Below are 15,814 nucleotides of genomic sequence, written 5' to 3'. Positions count from 1 at the left end.
GCGTGCAAATAATAAAATCACAGGTTCGCATAAATATGTATACCATAATAAAAAATACACTAAAATCAGCACCTTATTGAATTGCTTTATTTTTAAATAAGTACAAAAAATTAACATGAATAAATAACAAGACATATTCATGCGTAGTAATTCAGTTACTCTTATTTTTATTTTTTAAATTCTCAGAGCCATCTCATAAATTAAACAACAAAAGCCAACCATCAACCTGACTGTGAAATAAATCACGTTTCTCTACCAAATAAGATCTAAATATAGACTCCGAAATCAGCTGAAAAATCATGACTGCAATAAATATTATTTGCAGGCACCTCCTCTTTATTTTTTAAAATCGTATTAAAGGAATAATGATGGAAAAGCATTATGTCGGGTCTGAAATCGGTCAATTACGTAGCGTAATGCTACATCGCCCTAATCTCAGTTTAAAAAGGCTGACGCCATCTAATTGCCAGGAACTGCTTTTTGATGATGTTCTTTCGGTAGAACGTGCAGGAGAAGAGCATGACATTTTCGCCAACACGTTACGTCAGCAAGGGATTGAGGTTCTGCTACTCACTGATTTATTGACACAAACCTTAGATATCCCAGATGCCAAAGGCTGGCTACTGGAGACACAAATCTCTGATTATCGCCTTGGCCCCGCTTTCGCTGCTGATATTCGCGCATGGCTTGCAGATATGCAGCACCGGGAGCTCGCCCGGCATTTAAGTGGTGGGCTGACCTACGGGGAAATTCCTGCCTCAATAAAAAATATGGTGGTCGATACACACGATATTAATGACTTTATTATGAAGCCATTACCAAACCACTTATTTACTCGCGATACCTCCTGCTGGATATATAACGGTGTATCCATTAACCCGATGGCAAAAACCGCACGCCAGCGGGAAACCAATAACCTGCGAGCAATTTACCGTTGGCATCCACAATTTGCCGATGGTGAATTTATTAAATATTTCGGCGATGAAAATATTAATTATGACCACGCCACTTTAGAAGGTGGCGATGTGCTGGTCATTGGTCGCGGCGCGGTACTCATCGGTATGTCGGAACGTACCACGCCGCAGGGTATTGAGTTCCTTGCCCAGTCGCTGTTCAGGCATCGCCAGGCTGAACGCGTCATTGCGGTCGAATTGCCGAAACATCGCTCTTGTATGCACCTCGATACCGTCATGACCCACATCGATATCGATACCTTTTCCGTCTATCCGGAAGTAGTGCGCCCGGATGTCCAGTGCTGGACCCTGACGCCAGACGGGCGGGGCGGCCTGAAACGTACCCAGGAAAGTACGCTGGTACACGCCCTCGAAAAAGCGCTGGGTCTCGACCAAATAACGCTTATCACCACCGGGGGTGACGCCTTCGAAGCTGAACGCGAACAGTGGAACGACGCCAACAACGTCCTGACGCTGCGCCCCGGCGTGGTGGTGGGCTACGAGCGCAACATCTGGACCAACGAGAAATACGACAAAGCCGGTATCACCGTTTTACCCATTCCTGGCGACGAACTGGGACGCGGGCGCGGCGGTGCGCGCTGCATGAGTTGCCCGCTGGAACGCGACGGTATTTAAGGAGACGTTATGGAAAACAAACCTACCCTGGTTGTGGCGTTGGGCGGCAATGCGCTGCTCAAACGCGGAGAGCCGCTGGAAGCTGACATCCAGCGCAAGAACATTGAGCTGGCAGCAAGAACTATCGCTCAACTCACGCAGCAATGGCGTGTGATTCTGGTGCACGGCAATGGCCCACAGGTTGGACTTTTGGCGTTGCAAAACAGCGCTTATGACCGTGTCACACCTTATCCGCTCGACATTCTCGGCGCGGAAAGTCAGGGAATGATTGGCTATATGCTGCAACAAGCGCTGAAAAACCAACTGCCACAACGTGAAATTAGCGTCCTGCTGACTCAGGTTGAAGTCGATGCCCACGATCTGGCTTTCAGCAATCCGACCAAATATATCGGACCGATTTACGACGATGCACAGGCTAAAACGCTACACGCGGAAAAGGGCTGGATTTTCAAAGCCGATGGCAAAGCATTCCGTCGCGTTGTGCCCTCTCCACAGCCCAAACGCATCGTTGAAAGCGACGCCATTCGCACACTGATCGCCCGAGATCATCTGGTGATTTGCAACGGCGGCGGCGGCGTACCGGTGGTGGAAAAAGCCGATGGCTTCCACGGCATTGAAGCGGTGATCGACAAGGATCTCTCCGCTGCCCTGCTCGCCCGCCAACTCCATGCCGATGCGTTGTTGATCCTCACTGATGCCGACGCCGTATATCTCGACTGGGGCAAACCTACCCAGCGCCCGCTGGCCCAGGTGACGCCGGAACTGCTCGGTGAAATGCAATTCGACGCCGGTTCAATGGGCCCTAAAGTCACCGCCTGCGCGGAATTTGTCTCTCACTGCCACGGAATTGCAGGCATCGGCTCACTGGCCGACGGCCCGGCCATTCTCGCCGGTGACAAAGGCACATTGATTCGCCTGGAAGCCGCCAACGCATAACCCAACATTAAGGATATTTTCATGACTGTTAACCTGAAAAATCGCAATTTTCTCAAACTGCTGGACTACACCCCAACGGAAATCCAGTACCTGATCGATCTGGCTATCGAGTTAAAAACGGCAAAAAAAGCCGGGCGCGAAAGGCAAACGCTGGTCGGTAAAAATATTGCGCTGATCTTCGAAAAAACCTCAACGCGCACCCGCTGCGCCTTTGAAGTCGGTGCTTTCGATCAGGGCGCACAGGTGACCTACCTCGGTCCAAGCGGCTCGCAGATCGGTCATAAAGAGTCGATGAAAGATACCGCTCGCGTGCTGGGTCGCATGTATGACGGCATCGAATACCGCGGCTACGGCCAGGAGATCGTTGAAGAATTGGGTGAATTTGCTGGCGTGCCGGTCTGGAACGGGCTGACGAATGAATTCCACCCTACGCAGATCCTTGCCGATCTGATGACCATGCTGGAACACGCGCCAGGGAAAACCTTACCCGAACTGAGCTTCGCTTATCTTGGTGACGCTCGCAACAACATGGGCAATTCACTGATGGTCGGCGCGGCGAAAATGGGGATGGATATTCGTCTGGTCGCGCCAAAGTCCTTTTGGCCGGACGAGGCGCTGGTTGCCGAATGCCGCGAAATCGCCAGCGTAACAGGCGCACGCATTACGCTCACGGACGATGTTGCGGAAGGGGTATACGACGTAGATTTTCTCTACACCGATGTCTGGGTTTCGATGGGCGAACCTAAAGAAGCGTGGGCAGAACGCGTCAGCCTGATGACGCCTTATCAAATTAACCAGCAGGTCATCAATGCGACCGGCAATCCTAACGTGAAATTCATGCACTGCCTGCCCGCTTTCCATAATGAGCACACCAAGGTGGGCCGTGAAATCGAAGCGGCTTACGGCCTGAAAGGGCTTGAAGTCACGGAAGAGGTATTTGAGTCAGCACATTCCATCGTCTTCGACGAAGCGGAAAACCGGATGCATACCATTAAAGCGGTCATGGTAGCGACACTCGGCGACTAACCCCTGCGGGCATGTGTCGCCTGGCGGCATATGCCCAAGCTATCCGGAGAACATCATGGGCAAATTCAAATTTCCCAGCGCGTATACCATCCTGTTTATTCTTATTGCGCTCGTCGCCGTTATGACCTGGATTGTCCCGGCAGGGAAATACCAGATGGCGATGAATGCTACCCTCGGCAAAGAAGTGCCGGTTGCCGGTACCTATGCCCCTACAGAGGCGCATCCGCAAGGCATAACCGCTGTCCTGCTGGCACCGATTGACGGGCTTTATAACCACGAAACCTACACCGCAGGCGCAATTGATGTTGCGCTGTTTGTCCTGATCATCGGTGGGTTTCTCGGCGTGGTAAACAAAACGGGCGCCATTGATGCCGGCATCGAACGCGTGACGGTCAGGCTGAACGGAAAAGAAGAGTGGATGATCCCCATTCTGATGGGGCTTTTCGCCGCCGGAGGCACGATTTACGGCATGGCGGAGGAATCACTCCCATTCTACACATTGCTGGTTCCGGTCATGATGGCCGCGCGCTTTGATCCACTGGTTGCTGCTGCGACCGTGCTACTCGGCGCAGGCATCGGCACGCTCGGTTCGACCATCAACCCTTTTGCGACGGTCATCGCCGCAAACGCCGCCGGGATCCCTTTCACGCAGGGAATGCTGATGCGCATTCTGCTGCTGGTCATCGGCTATGTTATCTGCGTGGTGTGGGTCATGCGTTATGCGCGCAAAGTCCGTAATCACCCGGAGTTGTCGATTGTGGCGGATAAAATGGAGGAAAACCGCGCCCATTTTCTCGGTAATCGCGGCAATGCTAACCTTGAATTCACGGCTACGCGTAAGTGGATCCTGCTGATATTCGCCGCCGCCTTTGCGGTAATGATTTATGGCGTCGCGGTACTCGGATGGTGGATGGCAGAAATATCCGCAGTCTTTCTGGCCTCAGCGATTATCGTCGGTGTGATTGCCCGTATGAGTGAAGAGGGCTTCACCAGCACATTCATTGACGGCGCGCGGGATCTGCTCGGCGTGGCGCTGATTATCGGCATTGCGCGCGGTATCGTCGTGGTGATGGATAACGGTATGATTACCCACACCATTCTGCACAGCGCCGAAAATTTAGTCTCCGGTCTGTCCACCACCATTTTTATCAATGTGACCTACTGGCTGGAAGTGTTGCTCTCCTTCCTGGTCCCTTCCTCGTCTGGCCTGGCGGTGCTCACGATGCCCATTATGGCCCCACTGGCCGACTTCGCCCATGTGCAAAGGGATTTGGTCGTCACCGCGTACCAATCCGCTTCCGGCATTGTGAATCTGATCACCCCTACTTCAGCCGTCGTGATGGGAGGGTTGGCCATCGCTCGCGTTCCTTATGTGCGCTACCTGAAATGGGTCGCCCCGCTGCTGCTGGTTCTGACGGTGCTGAACATGGTCGTCCTGAGTATCGGCGCGATGCTGTAGCCGTTTTGGCCGTCGGATCCCGACGGCTTTTTTGTGCGTGCTCTCGTTTTTCTGCACAACCGCCCGTTTGAGCCGTTATTGATACTGCAAATGTGGTGAATTTCGCCATCACATTGATACAAATGATAAATTTAGGGTGTTTTTATGAAAGAACTCGATGATTACTCGACCAAAGAGCAGAAACAGCTGGCGATTTGTCAGCGCCTGATTAGCGAAAAAAGCTACCTGTCCCAGGAAGCGCTTCGCCGCGATCTACAACAGCATGGTTTTACCGGGATTAGCCAGTCAACGGTATCTCGTCTGCTAAAACTGCTGGGTGCGATAAAAATAAGAAATACAAAAGGGCAAAAAATTTATTCTGTAAATCCGCAATCGCGACCCGCTCCTGATGCTGCCCGCTCGATTGCTGAAATGGTGGTCAGCGTGGAACACAATAGCGAATTTATCCTCATCCACACGGCGGCAGGCTATGGCCGTGCCGTTGCCAGAATCCTCGATTATCACGCGTTGCCAGAAATTCTCGGCGTCATTGCCGGTAGCAGTATTGTCTGGGTCGCACCGCGGGTTGTACAGCGAACAGCCCTGGTTCACAAACAGATTAATTATCTATTTAAAATGAATTAAAATTCATAAGAACCGTTTGCGATGAATAAATTGTGCATTTTTCGCTTGATCCCATAACGGAGCTGAGTATAATCGCGGACAATTTGCCGGGAGGATGTATGGTTCAGTGTGTACGACATTTTGTCTTACCGCGTCTGAAAAAGGACGCTGGCCTGCCGTTTTTCTTTCCGTTGATCACCCATTCCGAGCCCCTCAATTGAGGGGCTTTTTTTTTGCCCAGGCGTCAGGAGATAAACATGGCTAACCCGCTCTATCAAAAACACATCATTTCCATAAACGACCTCAGCCGCGATGACCTCAATCTGGTCCTCGCAACGGCGGCGAAATTAAAAGCGAACCCACAGCCGGAGCTGTTAAAGCATAAGGTCATCGCCAGCTGTTTCTTTGAGGCGTCGACCCGCACCCGTTTATCCTTTGAAACATCGATGCACCGCCTGGGTGCCAGCGTGGTGGGTTTCTCTGACAGTGCCAACACCTCGCTGGGTAAAAAAGGCGAAACGCTGGCCGACACCATTTCCGTCATCAGCACCTACGTCGACGCCATCGTGATGCGTCATCCACAGGAAGGTGCCGCGCGTCTGGCAACAGAATTCTCTGGTAACGTTCCGGTTCTTAACGCGGGCGACGGCTCCAACCAACACCCGACCCAAACGCTGCTGGATCTGTTTACCATTCAGGAAACGCAGGGTCGCCTGGACAATCTGCACATCGCCATGGTGGGTGACCTGAAATATGGCCGTACCGTCCACTCCCTGACGCAGGCGCTGGCGAAGTTCGAAGGTAACCGTTTCTACTTCATCGCCCCGGACGCGCTGGCGATGCCGCAGTACATTCTGGATATGCTGAATGAAAAAGGTATTGCCTGGAGCCTGCACGGCACGATTGAAGAAGTGATGGCGGAGGTCGACATTCTCTACATGACCCGCGTGCAGAAAGAGCGTCTGGACCCATCCGAATACGCCAACGTAAAAGCACAGTTTGTTCTGCGTGCCAGCGATCTGGCGGGAGCCAGAGAGAACATGAAGGTGCTGCATCCGCTGCCGCGCATCGATGAAATCACCACCGACGTCGACAAGACGCCGCACGCCTGGTATTTCCAGCAGGCTGGCAACGGCATCTTCGCCCGCCAGGCGTTACTGGCACTGGTACTGAATAGCGAACTGGCACTGTAAGGGAGAAAAAGAGATGACACACGATAACAAACTGCAGGTTGAAGCCATCAAACGTGGCACCGTGATTGACCACATTCCCGCACAGGTTGGTTTTAAGCTACTGACGCTGTTCAAACTGACTGAAACCGATCAGCGCATCACCATCGGACTGAACCTGCCGTCTGGTGAGATGGGCCGTAAAGACCTGATTAAAATCGAAAATACGTTCCTGACCGACGAGCAGGTCAACCAGCTCTCCCTATACGCTCCGCAGGCAACGGTAAACCGCATTGATGATTACGACGTGGTGGGTAAATCACGCCCTAGCCTGCCGGAGCGCATCGACAACGTACTGGTGTGCCCGAACAGCAACTGCATCAGCCATGCTGAGCCAGTTTCTTCCAGTTTTGCAGTGAAAAAACGCGCTGATGATATCGCACTCAAATGCAAATACTGTGAAAAAGAGTTTTCGCATTATGTGGTGCTGGCCAACTAATTGGGGTTGGTTATGAGATCCCGGCTCCCGTTACACATAAGCATTCGCAATGCATCGAGGCGGCAAGTCCGATTATCACTGGGAGCATAGTAAACTATGTGACCAGGGTAAGAGGACGTAGCCAACGAAGAGGCAGTGTGAAGGATGACGTGTATAATGGGCGGGAACATTCTACTACCGCTGTAATTCAGGAGAAATCATGAGCAAGACTATCGCGACGGAAAATGCACCAGCAGCAATCGGCCCATACGTTCAGGGCGTTGACCTGGGTAGCATGGTAATCACTTCCGGTCAGATCCCGGTCGATCCGAAAACCGGTGCCGTAGCGGAAGACGTGTCCGCTCAGGCACGTCAGTCGCTGGAAAACGTAAAAGCTATCGTTGAAGCAGCTGGTCTGAAAGTGGGCGACATCGTAAAAACGACCGTCTTCGTTAAAGACCTGAACGATTTCGCTACCGTCAACGCCACCTACGAAGCGTTCTTCACCGAGCACAACGCGACCTTCCCGGCGCGTTCTTGCGTGGAAGTTGCCCGTCTGCCGAAAGACGTGAAAATCGAGATTGAAGCGATCGCCGTTCGTCGCTAAATCTTATTAGAGAGCCCTGCTCTGGCAGGGTTCCTTAAGTATTGCAGCCTATAACTGAAAAAATCAATTCTCTTCCATTATTCTTTAAGGTGATGGTTTCATTTTCGATTATCCCCACTCCCCAATTATATAATTCCATTTCCCCTTTTTGCTGTGATTCTATATTCTCTGAGAAACAGGTTTGTCCTAAAACCCAGTACAACCTTGAACTATAAACATTAATTTTGAGATCATCATCATTATCATTTTTCATCTTTTCCAATGTATAAACTATCTTATTGTGAATTTTAAAACTAACAATATTGTTATATCTTTCAACTGAATTAATAGAAAAAATACAGATAAACATTATAATTAGTAAACAAAATGTTTTTATAGTAGCTCGTCTTATAAAAGTGTTCATTGGTGATGTCTCCATAAAAAAGAATAACCAGATGAACCAATGAGCGCTTTATTTTTTTCCTGACACTTAATTAGCCCCCATTTCTCTGCGACCAAGGATATATCATTTTCATGTGCAATTTTACGGTAAACGTACCGGTAAGACTGAAATGGATCGTGTAGAGGAGTGTTCATTTCCCTTACAATAATATCCCCAGACGATTTCTCCAAATAAACATATAAACCATGCCAGGATAAATTCTTTGCATAGTGGGTATTTGAATCATCGTTACGGCACCATTGTACAACCAGAAGATAGTGACTTTCACGCACAGGTAACCAGCAAACCGAAATAATATACAGCATATAACAAAAGGCACAAACTAAAGCGAAAGTAAGTATTTTTTCCATGTAAAATAGAGTGCTATGCTCAGTCATGCCATTTTACCTCTGACTCAATGGCACCAAAAATATTGTACTCTCTGGCCAGACACTCCTGATGAAACCTCCCCATAAAAGTATCATTCACCGGAACGATACTACCTAAACGAACGCCAGAATTTGCGACACTAATATTCCAGTTATACCTGTCAAAAAACTTAAACTGAAATGTCAAATCATAACTACATAATCTACTACCATTGCTCATCGTATTTTTATACTTATCTTCGGTAATTTGCACCTGACCTTTGCCCCAGTATTGATAACCTCCTATAGCATAAAACAAGTCTGGATCGCTAGAAATAAAATCATCAGTATTAACATGCTCAGAAGTAAACTCATGCTGGCCTGGCGATAATGTTTTACAAAAACTCTTTGCTGCATCCAATAATTGCACATAATTATCATTTAACTGGGCTGATTTTCCCATCATATCAGTTAAGTTAATATGTATGTCTTCACCCGTATTTTGCAAATAATGCAGTAAATTTTCTCGAGCAAAAGGATAGCGATACTTTAAATATAAGCTCCCATCAATCAACTGTTCCAGGTAATATTTATAATAATAAAATTGATCTGAAAAATTCCCCGCACTGCACCATTCACCACTTCCAACATCAATACTATATTCAGGATCATCTCTCCCCAATATATAACCGTTCATAATACCGCCTAAGAATAATTAACATGACAAGATGTTAACATTTATAATCTGGCGTATTCTGTTGGAAGACACTGGCAATGCCATAATTCAGAAAATATTTAGCTGTATTGGGCGAAAGACAAAAAAACGGGCATGGAAGCCCGGAGTGAATTTAGGTTGGCCCGGTAAGCGTGAGCGCCACCGGGCATTTATCACATTACACCAAACAGTTTCGGCAGGAATAGCGAAATCGCCGGAATGTATGTCACGAGCATCAGCACCAGGAATAGCACGAGGTAGAATGGCAGCATCGCCTTTACGACCTGCTCTATTTTCTGCTTACTCACCGCACTGGCCACAAACAGCACCGAACCCACCGGCGGCGTAATCAGGCCAATCCCTAAGTTCACCAGCATGATCATGCCAAAATGGACCGGATCAATGCCGAGCGCGTTGGTCACTGGCAGCAGAACCGGCGTCAAAATCAGGATCAGCGGCGCCATGTCCATCAGCGTACCGATCAGCAGCAGCATGATGTTAATGCACATCAGAATGACGTATTTGTTGTCCGAAATACTGGTGAAGGCTTCGGTGATACGCATCGGCAACTGCATATAGGTCATGACGGCCCCAAACGCGGCGGCAAAGCCTATCAGGATCATCACGATGGTGACCGTTTTCACCGTGCGGAACATCAGCTTCGGCAGCTCAGACCATTTATAGTCACGATAGATAAACATGGTGACAAAGAAGGCCCAAAGACAGGCTATCGCCGCAGACTCCGTCGCGGTAAAGATACCTGACAAAATGCCGCCCATGATGATCACAACCGTCATCAAGCCCCACAGCGTATCGACGAAAATCTTCAGCGCCTGGCGAAACGGTACGCGTTCCCCTTTTGGATAACCGCGCTTGTGCGCAAAAGCCACGCACATCACCATCAGGCTGAGGCTTAACAGCAGGCCCGGCAGGATCCCGGCGATGAACAGTGCGGCAATCGACACCGTGCCGCCTGTAGCCAGCGAATAGATAACCGAGTTATGGCTGGGCGGCGTAAGAATCGCCTGCACCGAACCACTGGCCGTTACCGCCGCGGCAAAGTCGCGCGGATAACCTTTTTTATCCATTTCCGGGATCATTACCGAACCAATGGATGCGGTATCAGCTACAGACGATCCAGAAATAGCGCCAAAAAAGGTTGATGCCACAATGTTTACCAGCGACAGTCCGCCGCGAATAAAGCCAACAAAAATATAGGCAAAGTTCACCAGTCGCCGCGCAATTCCCCCTTCGGCCATAATAGCCCCAGCCAGAATAAAGAATGGGATCGCCAGCAGCGAAAACTTATTCACCCCGCTGGTCAGTTGGATCATTACCGCTTCCAGCGGAATATCTATGTACCAGGCCCCAATGATGGCGCTAATGCCAACCGCATACGCTACCGGTACCCCAATTGCCAGCATAATGCCGAGCGTAAAGACGAGAATAAATGCATCCATCTGCTTTCCTTTCTGAAATGGGGGCGGTAACTAGCTGGTCGATCCCAGCATGACAACAGGACGTTGGTACTGCGGACCACGGAAAATCTTTTCTGCGATAAACAGCAGCGTTATGGCAGAGCCAATCGGTAATGGAAGGTAGTTTTGCCCGGCGCTTAAAAGCGGGAATTCGGCCACGGGCTGGCCCCACAGTTCAAGACAGAGATTGGTTCCGTAGCAGAGGATAAAAAGGCTTATCGCCACTAACATAACGTCAGCGATTACCGAGCAATAACGGCGGGAAGCCTCACCCAGACGGTCAATCACCATACTTACCGCAATATGCGAGCCTGCACGATAGCTCACCGCCGCGCCAATAAAGGTGAATGTCACCATACACAGAATAGCGACGGGTTCAGGCCATGACAGGGCGTTATTCAGAACATAACGCGCGAATATACCAATGGGGATAATGGCGACCATGACCAATAATGCGATACCGGCAATCCACATTGACACCCGATAAAGAAAATCCATTACCGATGAATAGCATTCACCCATAATCATCACCTCGAATTAATCAAAAGATTCAGGCAGAGGGTTGATATCCTCCACCTGATGAATTACTTCACATCCTGAATTCGTTTGATCAAATCCTGGTGGTCTTTACCGTAATTATCCCGCACTGACTGCGTGGCTTTATAGAAATAGTCCGTATCAATATCGTGGAACTGAACGCCATTGGCTTTCATGGTCTCCAGCGATTTCGCATTATAATCCTGCCAAAGTTTTCGTTGCTCTACCTGTGCTTCTTTGGCGAGTTTAATAATGAGGTCCTGGTCTTCTTTTTTCAACTTATCCCATTTGGCTTTCGAGAACAGAAAAAGCTCAGGAATAATAAAGTGTTTGCTCCAGGTATAGTTTTTCACGACCGGCAAATAGTTATGCGCAACAAACGTTGGCGGGTTATTTTCCGTGCCATCAATAACGCCGGTCTGCATACCGCTAAATACTTCGCTGACGCCCATGACAACGGAATTAGCGCCCATCGCTTTCAGGGTATCCAGCGCTATCGGACTCCCTTGAACACGGATTTTCATACCGTGTAAATCTTCCGGTTTCACCACCGGATTTTTGGTGATCAGGTTGCGCGTTCCGGCATCCATCCAGCCGAGGAACACCAGCCGCGATTTGGTGTTGGCCGTCAGGCGGTCGCCAATCTCCTGACCAATCATGCCGTCGAGAACCTTATGCAGATGGTCTTCATCACGGAAAATATATGGCAGGGTAAACACGTTAATTTCAGGGAGAATAGCGGCGACTGGCGTCATTGAGACACGAATAATATCGATAGCACCTAATTGCGCCTGCTCAATCATCTGCTTTTCGTCGCCTAACACGCCACCGGGAAAGGTTTTAATCTCCAAACGACCGTCGGTGGCAGCGCTAAGTTTTTCCCCCATATGTTTCACGGCAACAACGTTCGGGTAATCAGCCGGATGCACATCTGCGGCGCGAAAGGTTTGTGCCAGCGTTGCATGACTCGCCAGTAATACAGACGCGCCAATACACAGACTTAACAGGTTTTTTGTCAGTTTCATTTGTCCTTCTCCAGAAGTTCATAATATCCATTAACAGGAATAGCTTGCAGAGCAAATGACTGCCGGAATTAAAAACGGGCAGCGAGAAACTTTCTTACCGACGTTACCTGCGCAGACTAACTGGTGTAACAATTTATTTCGATGACTACGTTCACAAAAAATCGCAGACACTTAAAATTTTTAGCACACTGTTTCATTTTTGCAATGCAGATCGTTTTATTGATAAATAAACAACGCAAGGATGGCGATTTGATACTAACAACCCGCGTTAGCATTTCAATAAAAATAAAACACCAATATTTCGGGAGAATATCTTTCGAATGAAAAAGTGAAATGCAGGATGGTATTAACACCATCCTGCAGAGATGTTGAGGATTACTGCCAGCCGTAGCGGCGGCTATAAAAACCTTTCACTAATTGGGTCAATGTCATGTAACCCGCCAGAATCGCAATCAGCCACGGGAAGTAGCTCAGCGGCAGCGCCTGCAATTGCAGGTAGCTGGCCAGCGGCGAGAATGGCAATGCAATACCCACCACCATCACCACCAGCGTCATCAGCATCAGCGGCCATGCGGCGCGGCTTTGGATAAACGGCACGCGACGGGTACGGATCATATGCACAATCAGCGTTTGCGACAGCAGCCCCACCACGAACCAGCCCGACTGGAACAACGTCTGATGTTCTGGCGTATTCGCATGGAAGACGAACCACATCAGGCAAAATGTCAGAATGTCGAAAATGGAGCTGATCGGCCCAAAGAAGAGCATAAAGCGGCCCAGATCGGCGGGATTCCAGCGCTGTGGCTTTTTGATCTGCTCTTCGTCAACGTTATCAAACGGAATCGCCACCTGGGATACATCGTACAGCAGGTTCTGAATCAGTAAGTGCAGCGGCAACATTGGCAGGAACGGTAAAAAGGCACTCGCCACCAGCACACTAAATACGTTACCGAAGTTAGAACTGGCGGTCATTTTGATGTACTTCAACATGTTAGAAAAGGTACGGCGTCCTTCGATCACCCCTTCTTCCAGCACCATCAGGCTCTTTTCCAGCAGGATAATATCTGCCGCTTCACGCGCAATATCGACCGCGCCATCAACAGAGATACCGATGTCCGCCGCGCGCAGCGCCGGAGCGTCGTTAATGCCATCCCCCATAAAGCCGACCACATGACCTTCACGCTTGAGCAGCGTAACAATGCGCTCTTTGTGCATTGGCGTCAGGCGGGCAAACAGCGTGGTGCGCTGGGCCAGTTTTGCCAGTTCGTCATCGCTTAACCCTTCAATGCTGCTGCCAATCACCACATCGCCCGCATCCAGTCCCACTTCATGACACACTTTCGCCGCCACCAGCTCGCTATCGCCGGTGAGGATTTTCACCGTAATACCGCTGGCTTTCAGCGCTTTAAGCGCCGGTGCGGTGGTCTCTTTCGGCGGATCGAGGAACGCGATATAGCCTTCGAGGATCAGATCGGATTCATCAATACGCTGGTAATCGCCCTCACGCGCGGGCAGATACTTCGTTGCCACCGCCACTACGCGCAGCCCCTGACGGTTCAGCGTGTCCGTGACGCGTTTCACCCGACGCAGCATGTTGTCGTCTAACGGAACAATCTCACCATTGTGGCGTACCTGGGTGCAGACGCTAAGGATCTCCTGCAGCGCGCCTTTACACACCAGTTGATGTACATCGGTTTCTTCAGCGACCACCACCGACATGCGGCGGCGTTCGAAATCAAACGGGATCTCGTCGATTTTTTGCCAGCGGGTAGAGAGACGGCGGGCGGATTCTTCGTCCACGCCTTCCAGCACCGCCGTATCCAGCAGATTCTTCAGCCCGGTCTGGTAATGGCTGTTCAGCCACGCAGAATGCAGGACGTGTTCACTGGGCTTGCCGGAGATATCGGTATGATTCTCCAGCACAATTTTATCTTGCGTCAGCGTGCCGGTTTTATCGGTACACAGAATATCCATCGCACCAAAATTCTGGATGGCGTCGAGGTGTTTGACGATGACCTTTTGTTTTGACAGCTTCACCGCCCCGCGTGCCAGCGTTGAGGTGACGATCATCGGCAACATCTCTGGGGTCAGTCCCACCGCCACAGACAGCGCAAACAGCGCCGCTTCCCACCAATCGCCTTTGGTATAACCGTTGATGATCAGCACAATCGGCGCCATCACCAGCATAAAGCGGATCAGCAGCATACTGACGCGGCTGATCCCTTTCTGGAAGGCATTCTGCTCGCTTTCTTGCTCGCTGACGCGGCCCGCCAGTTGCCCGAACCAGGTATTAGCTCCGGTCGCAATCACGACGGCCTGCGCCGTACCGCTCACCACGTTAGTGCCCATAAAGCACAGGGTATCGCATTCCAGCGGGTTGCTTTGCTGCGGGTCGCGGCTGGTGGCGACTTTCTCCACCGGCAGCGATTCGCCGGTCAGCGAAGCCTGTGCCACAAACAGATCACGAGCCTGCACCACACGCAGATCGGCTGGGATCATATCCCCTGCTGCCAGTTTGATAATATCACCAGGAACCAGCTGGTCGATCGGCAGTTCAACCCAGCCGTTCTCCCCTTTCTCGTTGATGACGCGTAGCACCGTCGCGGTGTTACTGACCATTGCTTTCAACGCATCCGCCGCTTTGGTGGAACGCGCTTCCTGCACAAAATTCAGCAGCGTGGAGATGATAACCATCAGCGCGATGACGCCCGCAGCAAACAGATCCTCGGTGGCATAGGAAATCGCACCGAGGATAGTCAGCAGAATATTAAACGGGTTGCGGTAGCAGACCCACAGATGTACCCACCATGGCGACGGCTTCTGCGCCGGTAGCTGGTTCTCGCCATGTAACTCGCGAGCGTTTTCCACTTCTGCAGCGTTCAACCCTTCCGGGTGCGTGCCGAACGTTTTCCACAACGCTTCTTCGTCCATCAGCGCCATTTTCAGGCAATGTTCGCTCAGCGAAGGCGGGATCGGCGTGCTGGCAACGGTCTGCGCATTGGGTAGCGGATCGCGATGCACCAAACGATACGGTAAATGTCGGTTTAGCCGGGCAAACAGCTGGCGAGTAATATTTTTGAACATAGGCAGTCCCTCTGCCCCCGTATAAACAGGGCAGTAAATCCTTCAGGCGTGGCAAATCCTTGCCTGATGGCAATCTAATAATCGTAACAGGGACGTCAGAACGTCACTGTCTTACTGTTCCGGTAAGACAGTGAAAGACAAGCTTACCGGAAAGGGTTGTTTCTCCATTTAGGGAGAGGGGTGGGATCGGGATCCATATAGCCTCCGGTAAGTGAATGATTTGCGCCGCGGATTATACGCAGAAAACCATAAGGTTTGTGGCAATTATGGCGGTATGATAAACCATGGAAACTAAACCAAACGTATACCAGACTTTGCC

At 50.3% G+C, this 15,814-nt stretch carries 19 protein-coding genes; 10 read left to right on the top strand and 9 right to left on the bottom strand.

Going from position 1 to position 15,814, the window contains the following annotated elements; all coding sequences use genetic code 11:
• The first annotated feature begins 368 nt into the window (after nucleotides 1-368).
• From arcA to OGY15_RS20435, 5 genes are all read left to right on the top strand, one after another.
• Nucleotides 369-1,589, top strand: coding sequence for an arginine deiminase (arcA, locus tag OGY15_RS20455; RefSeq protein WP_187253636.1), 1,221 nt, complete (start codon nucleotides 369-371; stop codon nucleotides 1,587-1,589).
• A 9-nt stretch (nucleotides 1,590-1,598) separates the two neighbouring features.
• Entirely contained in the window at nucleotides 1,599-2,525 is a 927-nt protein-coding gene (arcC, locus tag OGY15_RS20450; protein WP_151217452.1) for a carbamate kinase, read from the top strand.
• Between the two features lie 21 nt (nucleotides 2,526-2,546).
• Nucleotides 2,547-3,551: an ornithine carbamoyltransferase gene (gene argF, locus OGY15_RS20445; RefSeq protein ID WP_151224494.1), complete on the top strand. Its 1,005-nt coding sequence runs from the start codon at nucleotides 2,547-2,549 to the stop codon at nucleotides 3,549-3,551.
• A 55-nt stretch (nucleotides 3,552-3,606) separates the two neighbouring features.
• Nucleotides 3,607-5,010 (top strand): YfcC family protein, encoded by a 1,404-nt coding sequence (locus OGY15_RS20440; protein ID WP_187253635.1) that lies wholly within the window; start codon nucleotides 3,607-3,609, stop codon nucleotides 5,008-5,010.
• 144 nt (nucleotides 5,011-5,154) lie between these two features.
• Nucleotides 5,155-5,634 carry an arginine repressor gene (locus OGY15_RS20435; protein WP_151217448.1) on the top strand — a complete coding sequence of 160 codons (480 nt, stop codon included), beginning with the start codon at nucleotides 5,155-5,157 and terminating at the stop codon, nucleotides 5,632-5,634.
• Here OGY15_RS20435 and OGY15_RS20430 read toward each other — a convergent pair.
• Nucleotides 5,631-5,753, bottom strand: coding sequence for a hypothetical protein (locus OGY15_RS20430; protein WP_123268762.1), 123 nt, complete (start codon nucleotides 5,751-5,753; stop codon nucleotides 5,631-5,633). The two genes, OGY15_RS20435 and OGY15_RS20430, sit on opposite strands and share 4 nt — an antisense overlap.
• Here OGY15_RS20430 and pyrL point away from each other — a divergent pair.
• From pyrL to ridA, 5 genes are all read left to right on the top strand, one after another.
• A complete protein-coding gene (gene pyrL, locus OGY15_RS20425) occupies nucleotides 5,733-5,834 on the top strand; it encodes a pyr operon leader peptide (protein ID WP_003025819.1) in 102 nt (33 codons plus the stop codon). The two genes, OGY15_RS20430 and pyrL, sit on opposite strands and share 21 nt — an antisense overlap.
• On the top strand, nucleotides 5,815-5,868 hold the full coding sequence (locus tag OGY15_RS24735; RefSeq protein ID WP_106875647.1) for a pyrBI operon leader peptide: 54 nt from the start codon (nucleotides 5,815-5,817) through the stop codon (nucleotides 5,866-5,868). Before pyrL ends, OGY15_RS24735 begins: the two co-directional genes overlap by 20 nt.
• Before the next feature lie 2 nt (nucleotides 5,869-5,870).
• Complete coding sequence (gene pyrB / locus OGY15_RS20420; RefSeq protein ID WP_151224491.1) at nucleotides 5,871-6,806, top strand: aspartate carbamoyltransferase; 936 nt, start codon at nucleotides 5,871-5,873, stop codon at nucleotides 6,804-6,806.
• 13 nt (nucleotides 6,807-6,819) lie between these two features.
• The gene (pyrI, locus tag OGY15_RS20415) at nucleotides 6,820-7,281 is read left to right on the top strand and encodes an aspartate carbamoyltransferase regulatory subunit (protein ID WP_003025816.1); all 462 of its coding nucleotides are present in this window, start codon (nucleotides 6,820-6,822) and stop codon (nucleotides 7,279-7,281) included.
• A 199-nt stretch (nucleotides 7,282-7,480) separates the two neighbouring features.
• The gene (ridA, locus tag OGY15_RS20410; RefSeq protein WP_000047544.1) at nucleotides 7,481-7,867 is read left to right on the top strand and encodes a 2-iminobutanoate/2-iminopropanoate deaminase; all 387 of its coding nucleotides are present in this window, start codon (nucleotides 7,481-7,483) and stop codon (nucleotides 7,865-7,867) included.
• Between the two features lie 34 nt (nucleotides 7,868-7,901).
• Here the strand turns inward: ridA and OGY15_RS20405 are convergent, their stop codons facing one another.
• The 8 genes from OGY15_RS20405 to mgtL all read right to left on the bottom strand — a co-directional run bounded on the left by OGY15_RS20405 (nucleotide 7,902) and on the right by mgtL (nucleotide 15,692).
• Nucleotides 7,902-8,270, bottom strand: a complete 369-nt coding sequence (locus OGY15_RS20405) for a hypothetical protein (RefSeq protein ID WP_151217446.1) — start codon at nucleotides 8,268-8,270, stop codon at nucleotides 7,902-7,904.
• On the bottom strand, nucleotides 8,267-8,686 hold the full coding sequence (locus tag OGY15_RS20400) for a hypothetical protein (protein WP_286540859.1): 420 nt from the start codon (nucleotides 8,684-8,686) through the stop codon (nucleotides 8,267-8,269). The genes OGY15_RS20405 and OGY15_RS20400 overlap by 4 nt, the downstream gene beginning before the upstream one ends.
• Complete coding sequence (locus tag OGY15_RS20395; protein ID WP_286540857.1) at nucleotides 8,679-9,353, bottom strand: hypothetical protein; 675 nt, start codon at nucleotides 9,351-9,353, stop codon at nucleotides 8,679-8,681. Before OGY15_RS20395 ends, OGY15_RS20400 begins: the two co-directional genes overlap by 8 nt.
• A gap of 191 nt (nucleotides 9,354-9,544) precedes the next feature.
• Entirely contained in the window at nucleotides 9,545-10,831 is a 1,287-nt protein-coding gene (locus OGY15_RS20390) for a TRAP transporter large permease (RefSeq protein WP_003830349.1), read from the bottom strand.
• A gap of 30 nt (nucleotides 10,832-10,861) precedes the next feature.
• The gene (locus OGY15_RS20385; protein WP_151224490.1) at nucleotides 10,862-11,371 is read right to left on the bottom strand and encodes a TRAP transporter small permease; all 510 of its coding nucleotides are present in this window, start codon (nucleotides 11,369-11,371) and stop codon (nucleotides 10,862-10,864) included.
• A 62-nt stretch (nucleotides 11,372-11,433) separates the two neighbouring features.
• A complete protein-coding gene (locus OGY15_RS20380; protein ID WP_048212839.1) occupies nucleotides 11,434-12,411 on the bottom strand; it encodes a TRAP transporter substrate-binding protein in 978 nt (325 codons plus the stop codon).
• Between the two features lie 375 nt (nucleotides 12,412-12,786).
• A complete protein-coding gene (gene mgtA / locus OGY15_RS20375) occupies nucleotides 12,787-15,495 on the bottom strand; it encodes a magnesium-translocating P-type ATPase (RefSeq protein ID WP_151217440.1) in 2,709 nt (902 codons plus the stop codon).
• A 143-nt stretch (nucleotides 15,496-15,638) separates the two neighbouring features.
• The gene (gene mgtL, locus OGY15_RS24730) at nucleotides 15,639-15,692 is read right to left on the bottom strand and encodes a mgtA regulatory leader peptide MgtL (RefSeq protein WP_353622046.1); all 54 of its coding nucleotides are present in this window, start codon (nucleotides 15,690-15,692) and stop codon (nucleotides 15,639-15,641) included.
• Nucleotides 15,693-15,814 lie beyond the last annotated feature (122 nt).

It is taken from the genome of Citrobacter sp. Cu231 (assembly GCF_030332265.1).
GTDB classification, from domain to species: domain Bacteria; phylum Pseudomonadota; class Gammaproteobacteria; order Enterobacterales; family Enterobacteriaceae; genus Citrobacter; species Citrobacter meridianamericanus.
This window is presented reverse-complemented; position numbering and strand designations above follow the sequence as displayed.

Bases quoted from the DNA above. Each gene is read 5' to 3' on its own strand.
- OGY15_RS20435 (WP_151217448.1), top strand. From the start codon at position 5,155: ATGAAAGAACTCGATGATTACTCGACCAAAGAGCAGAAACAGCTGGCG.
- OGY15_RS20390 (WP_003830349.1), bottom strand. From the start codon at position 10,831: ATGGATGCATTTATTCTCGTCTTTACGCTCGGCATTATGCTGGCAATT.
- pyrI (WP_003025816.1), top strand. From the start codon at position 6,820: ATGACACACGATAACAAACTGCAGGTTGAAGCCATCAAACGTGGCACC.
- OGY15_RS20440 (WP_187253635.1), top strand. From the start codon at position 3,607: ATGGGCAAATTCAAATTTCCCAGCGCGTATACCATCCTGTTTATTCTT.
- argF (WP_151224494.1), top strand. From the start codon at position 2,547: ATGACTGTTAACCTGAAAAATCGCAATTTTCTCAAACTGCTGGACTAC.
- OGY15_RS20430 (WP_123268762.1), bottom strand. From the start codon at position 5,753: ATGTCGTACACACTGAACCATACATCCTCCCGGCAAATTGTCCGCGAT.
- pyrB (WP_151224491.1), top strand. From the start codon at position 5,871: ATGGCTAACCCGCTCTATCAAAAACACATCATTTCCATAAACGACCTC.
- arcC (WP_151217452.1), top strand. From the start codon at position 1,599: ATGGAAAACAAACCTACCCTGGTTGTGGCGTTGGGCGGCAATGCGCTG.
- OGY15_RS20395 (WP_286540857.1), bottom strand. From the start codon at position 9,353: ATGAACGGTTATATATTGGGGAGAGATGATCCTGAATATAGTATTGAT.
- OGY15_RS20385 (WP_151224490.1), bottom strand. From the start codon at position 11,371: ATGGGTGAATGCTATTCATCGGTAATGGATTTTCTTTATCGGGTGTCA.
- OGY15_RS20400 (WP_286540859.1), bottom strand. From the start codon at position 8,686: ATGACTGAGCATAGCACTCTATTTTACATGGAAAAAATACTTACTTTC.
- arcA (WP_187253636.1), top strand. From the start codon at position 369: ATGGAAAAGCATTATGTCGGGTCTGAAATCGGTCAATTACGTAGCGTA.
- OGY15_RS20380 (WP_048212839.1), bottom strand. From the start codon at position 12,411: ATGAAACTGACAAAAAACCTGTTAAGTCTGTGTATTGGCGCGTCTGTA.
- mgtA (WP_151217440.1), bottom strand. From the start codon at position 15,495: ATGTTCAAAAATATTACTCGCCAGCTGTTTGCCCGGCTAAACCGACAT.
- pyrL (WP_003025819.1), top strand. From the start codon at position 5,733: ATGGTTCAGTGTGTACGACATTTTGTCTTACCGCGTCTGAAAAAGGAC.
- OGY15_RS20405 (WP_151217446.1), bottom strand. From the start codon at position 8,270: ATGAACACTTTTATAAGACGAGCTACTATAAAAACATTTTGTTTACTA.
- ridA (WP_000047544.1), top strand. From the start codon at position 7,481: ATGAGCAAGACTATCGCGACGGAAAATGCACCAGCAGCAATCGGCCCA.